Here is a 5,351-nt window from a genome sequence, read left to right as displayed (position 1 = left end):
TTGATCTGATCACCAAACGTCATGAATGTTCCTATCTTTTTTATCTTATTGATATCGCAATATTATTTGTGGGGATACCTCAGGGTCAGAGTACTTTTTCTGCCCCACCGTTCTTATTCGATTAGCTTTAGCCATCACTCGTGATGGTTTCGATAAGCTCGCCGAGTACAGTTTCGGCTTTGCTGGTTTCAACCTGACATGTACCTGCGTTCATGTGACCACCGCCGCCATACTTCAAGCACAACTCTCCCACATTGGTTTTTGAGCTACGATTAGTAATGGATTTACCAATAGCAAATACCACGTTTTGCTTTTTCAGCCCCCACATCTTGTGAATAGAGATATTGCAGTCGGGATACATGGCGTAAATAACAAACCGGTTTGTCGCGTAAATGGTTTCTTGGTCGGTTAAATCAAGCACAACTAGGTTATCGTATACGGTAGAACACTTGGCAATTTGCGCCTTCGCCATTTCATTGTGCTCGTGGTACAAACTCACGCGCTCGGCCACGTCTTCCATTTGCAGTATTTCTCCAATGCTGTGGTCTTTGCACGCATCTATTAGCTTCATCATTAGCTGATAGTTAGAGATTTTGAAATCTCTGAAACGACCAAGCCCAGTTCGCGCATCCATGATGAAATTCATTAGCACCCAGTCGGTGGGCTCAAGGATTTCTTCTTCGCTAAACTGTGCAGAGTCTCCTTTATCTACCGCATCCATCATATCTACTGAGATGTTAGGAAATTTATCTGCACCACCGTAATAGTCGTAAACAACGCGCGCTGCCGACGGCGCTTTCGGGTCAATGATGTGATTATCAATATCGCCTGAGTTACGCACTGTTTCACTTAAGTGATGGTCGAAGGCAATATGGCAACCCGCAACGTAAGGCAGGTTAGTAGTGATATCATTCTCGGTAATATCAATTTTACCGTCTTGCATGTCTTTTGGATGAACAAACAAAATATCGTCAATTAAGTCTAAATCTTTCAATAAGACTGCACATACCAGTCCATCGAAATCACTTCGCGTAACCAATCTAAATTTTCTTTCAGGCATAGTTTATCCATCATTCACTTAGGTAATAATTTTAAGTGTAACAGCTAATAAAAATTTTGAGAGACAGGTTTATTAACTTCTTATTTAGCTTTTTAAATTCAGTAATTTACCCAGCGGTTTCGCCAAGCTTTCTGGCGGTTCGGTAAAGTATGCGGGGCCTGTTTCTGTCATGTACAAACAGTCTTCTAAGCGCACACCAAATTCACCCGGAATATAGATACCTGGCTCGTTAGAAAAGCACATGCCTTTTCTAAGTGGCGTATTTTCACCACGCACGAAGTTAACGCTCTCGTGTCCTTCCATGCCGATACCGTGACCTGTTCTGTGACTTAGCCCAGGCAATGCATAGTCTTTGCTGTACCCTTTGCTGGCGTAGAATTGGCGCACTGCGTCGTCCACTTTGCCTGCTGGTTCACCAATTTTTGCTGCGGCAAATGCCACGTTCTGCCCTTCCCTTACTGTGTGCCAGACGTCCTGAACTTTCTGAGACGCTTTGCCAAATACCAAAGTACGGCTTATGTCGCTTTGGTAACCGTGCACGCTGCAACCGCTGTCTAGCAAGATCACCGAGCCTTCTTTGATAGTTTGTGCTGCGTTTGTGCCATGAGGATAAGCACTTGCATCGTTAAACAGCGCCAAACACCATGTACCGCTGCCGCCTAAGTGCTGCTGTGCGGTGTTCATCAAACTTTTTACATCCTGCTGACTCATGCCAAGCTTTAGGTTGCTAAAAACAAACTCGTAAGCACGTAAAGTAACTTCATTGGCCTTATGCATAAGTGCCAGTTCACTCGCAGTTTTATACATGCGACAGCCAAGGGTAATTGGCTCGGCGGGAACAATATTAATGTTTGGTAGCGCTCGGCTGACTCCGGTAACTACAAAGTAGCGTACGCTGCTTTCAAAGCCGATATTGCCGCTTGTTATACGGCGCGATTTTAAAATATTGGCTACGACATCAAACGGGCTTTCATGCTCTTGCCACACTCTTACATCATCGCCTATAGCTAACGACTCAAACACACTTGGCTTTTCGAAAAATGGCGTTACCACCGCCATGTCACCTTTTTGAGGGATAACCAGCGCGGTCAAGCGCTCACTACGCCACCATTTAATCCCTGAAAAATAATCCATTGCAGCGCCAGGCTCGACCAGAATTGCCGCAATGTCTTGGGCTTTCATAAGCGACTGCGCTTTTTCAATACGCGCTTTGCGCTCTTCTACGGTAATCGGCTTCGCATTTGCGGTGATATCACTTAGCCCGCTTAAACCGTTAGTGTCTGTTGCATTGGTTTGATTAATTGCAGCCATAGAAGCCACAGGAGCAAGCGCAAAGCTAGCGCCCGCTAATTTCAAGAAATGTCGCTTATCCATGTTCCCTTCCTGTCGTTTTAATTAAGGTTGTTTAGCACTTTTTTGTTTTATGAAAATAACATTCAATTGATTTTGTACTAAAAACTTCAGTGTTTAATATTGTCAGTACTTTATGCCCACATAACGAAAATGGCGGCAAGCCCAATAAGAAGTAAGCCAGCAATTTCGCGTTTTGTGACTGCATTTTTTAGCCAGTAATGTGAAAGTACCAAGGTAAGCAACACCTCTAACTGACCAAGCGTTTTTACCAGCGCCACATGTTGTAATGCCATGGCCGTGAACCAACAAATTGAGCCCAAACAGCTTACCGTGCTAATCGCGAGCACCTGCTTTTTAGCGTTGGTTAGCTGTCTGAACACGAAGGGTTTAGTTAGCGCAATATAACCACTTAAACTTATCGTTTGTACACATAGCACCCATAACAACACCCAAGCAGCAGCCACTGTATGCTGAACATTAAGCATGTGACTGGCTTCGCGCACCAACAGTGATGTCAGCGCAAAGCAGGTACCGCAAGCAAGACCTATAACCATGGTTTTCACACTAATACCATGAAGCCGATTGCCGCTGCTTAACACAAATACTGCTATTGCCCCTATTACTATGCCCGCCCACCCAAGGGGCGTTAAATAACTTCCGAAAAAGAGCATGCCTACAACGCCGGCCACCAAGGCCTCACTCTTCGCTAGACCTGCGCCAATGGCAAAATTCTTCTGCTTGAACAAAATCACCATTAAAGAAGTGGCCGCTATTTGAAGTAGCGAAGCACACAATATCACTGTAATAAAAGAGCCTGAGAACTCAGGCACTTGACTGGCGCTACTGCTGTAGAGAATGAGTAAATAGACGAGAGCTATTGGCGGAGCCAAAATAAAGCGAGAGAGCGTCACCCCAGAGGTGTTAACTGCACCGCTCAGCTTACTCTGAAGTGCATTGCGCACGGTTTGCATAACAACCGCGCCTAACGTAAACAAAATCCAACTCATTAGCGTCGCTTCACCTTGTTATATCGCTACCTACAGTTAAGCGTGAATTACTTTGCCTCTTTCGCTTCCATTGCCTGTGTGCGCTTGTCTTTAAAATCAGAGTCACGTTTCCAGTATGGCCACACATCGCCTTGGGCGTAATAGTTCAGCATAGAGCCGATAAGTGAGAGGTCTTGTTGCACACCACCTAATGTCCAGCTTGGAAGGTAGTCATCATCTGCTTTATGATAGCGTTTGGCGATGAAGCTAGGGTCGGTATCGCCTAAGCTCATGAACAAAATTGAAGGCACGCCCTGCTTAGCAAGCGCGAAGTGATCTGAGCGGAAGAACAGTCCATTTTGAGGTCGCGGATCCATTTTAACCGTTCGTCCTTGTAGCGCGGCAGCTGTTGCTAAATCGTCTTCAATAGATAAATAACCTTCGCCGTACTGCAAAATGTAATCAACGCCATCGTTTACATTCATGCCGTCGATATTTAAAAAAGCCACCATGTTCGATGTTGGTACCGGCGGGTTATTTGCAAAATAATCGGCACCGAGTAGCCCTGTTTCTTCAGCGGTAAACGCACTGAACATTAGTGTGCGCACAAAGCCCTCTTCGCGTTTTGAAAGCGCATCTGCTAACGTAAGCACACCTGCTACGCCTGACGCGTTGTCTACCGCACCATTGTAAATAGTGGTTTGGCCGTTTTTCTCAACTTTGCCTAGGTGGTCCCAGTGAGCGTGAAGCATTACCCACTCTTCTGGCTTATCTGTACCTTCTAAAATGCCTGCAACATTTTGCGACTCGGCACGCTCAATAGTATTGGTGAAGCCCAATGATGCTTTTGTGTTTAGCGCGATGGGAATAAATCCTGGCTTTGAAGCTTTGTCTTTAAGCTCGCCATACTCCATACCCACCTTTTCAAATAGCTGTCTGGCGGCATTTAGGTGAAGCCAACCCATTACACCAACTTGTGAAGCATTGTTGTTGTCGTCGACTAAACTGAATTTGGTATTGGAGTTAGAGTTTTCGACTACGCCCCACCCGTAACCCGCTGGCATGGTTTCATGAATAATGAAAACCGCTTCTGCCCCCTGCCTGGCTGCTTCTTCGTACTTATATGTCCAGCGACCGTAATAGGTCATTGCGTTGCCCTGAAAAAGCTCTGGATCTTTAGAAGCGAAACCCGGGTCGTTTACCAGCATTACAACGGTTTTTCCTTTTACATCAAGGCCGGCGTAATCATTCCAATCGTACTCTGGGGCATTAATGCCATAACCCACAAAAATTACCTCACTATTAGCAAGTGAGTAGTCATTAACAATGCGCTGAGTACGGGCTGTAAACTCGCTGCCTGCGCTAAAATCAAGCCCGCCTATTTTTAACGATGAGATGTTCTTAGGCGTTATTTTAGCTAAAGGCACAGCTTGGGTGTAGCTATCGCCAAAGGCTGGCTTCAACCCTAGCTTTTTGTATTGGGTTACCAAGTAATCGACTGTTTTCTCTTCCCCTTTCGACAATGGCCCTCGCCCTTCAAACTCATCGCTTGCCAGTGTTTTAACGTGCTGACGATAAACATCCAAATCGATAGAGGTATTACTCAGCGTCATCTTTTTGCTTTTTGTTGTCGCCGACGATTCAACCGAGGCTAAATTAGAAGCAGGTACTTCGGCATTCGCCGAACCAGTCATTAAAGTAGAAGTAAGTACGGAAGCAGCGCAGACAAAGGAAAAAGCGCGATAAGGTTTGCAAAGATAAGTAAACATAAGCCATTGGTACAAACAAAAAAGGATACCGAAGAGTATCCTGTACCGCTGACTATCTCAACGCCGAAACGACTAAACCACAAGAATGGGGTCAGAGTCTGAGGGATCCCCACGAATTTAATTCCATGTGCCTGCGGTCCAGGCCCCGTCGACTATGGAGCTGTACCATTTGAGTGCAGTTTT

General features: G+C 45.4%; 4 protein-coding genes. All 4 read right to left on the bottom strand.

The window, feature by feature from the left end; translation table 11 throughout:
* Window positions 1–127 precede the first annotated feature (127 nt).
* The 4 genes from MHN09_RS20805 to MHN09_RS20790 all read right to left on the bottom strand — a co-directional run bounded on the left by MHN09_RS20805 (window position 128) and on the right by MHN09_RS20790 (window position 5,012).
* Window positions 128–1,060 (bottom strand): exopolyphosphatase, encoded by a 933-nt coding sequence (locus tag MHN09_RS20805; protein WP_168463706.1) that lies wholly within the window; start codon window positions 1,058–1,060, stop codon window positions 128–130.
* 84 nt (window positions 1,061–1,144) lie between these two features.
* Window positions 1,145–2,434, bottom strand: coding sequence for a Xaa-Pro peptidase family protein (locus MHN09_RS20800; protein WP_239218181.1), 1,290 nt, complete (start codon window positions 2,432–2,434; stop codon window positions 1,145–1,147).
* A gap of 110 nt (window positions 2,435–2,544) precedes the next feature.
* Window positions 2,545–3,420: an EamA family transporter gene (locus MHN09_RS20795; protein WP_049586109.1), complete on the bottom strand. Its 876-nt coding sequence runs from the start codon at window positions 3,418–3,420 to the stop codon at window positions 2,545–2,547.
* Between the two features lie 47 nt (window positions 3,421–3,467).
* The gene (locus MHN09_RS20790) at window positions 3,468–5,012 is read right to left on the bottom strand and encodes a M28 family metallopeptidase (protein WP_239241807.1); all 1,545 of its coding nucleotides are present in this window, start codon (window positions 5,010–5,012) and stop codon (window positions 3,468–3,470) included.
* Window positions 5,013–5,351 lie beyond the last annotated feature (339 nt).

It is taken from the genome of Alteromonas sp. MmMcT2-5, assembly GCF_022348315.1.
GTDB classification, from domain to species: domain Bacteria; phylum Pseudomonadota; class Gammaproteobacteria; order Enterobacterales; family Alteromonadaceae; genus Alteromonas; species Alteromonas macleodii.
This window is presented reverse-complemented; position numbering and strand designations above follow the sequence as displayed.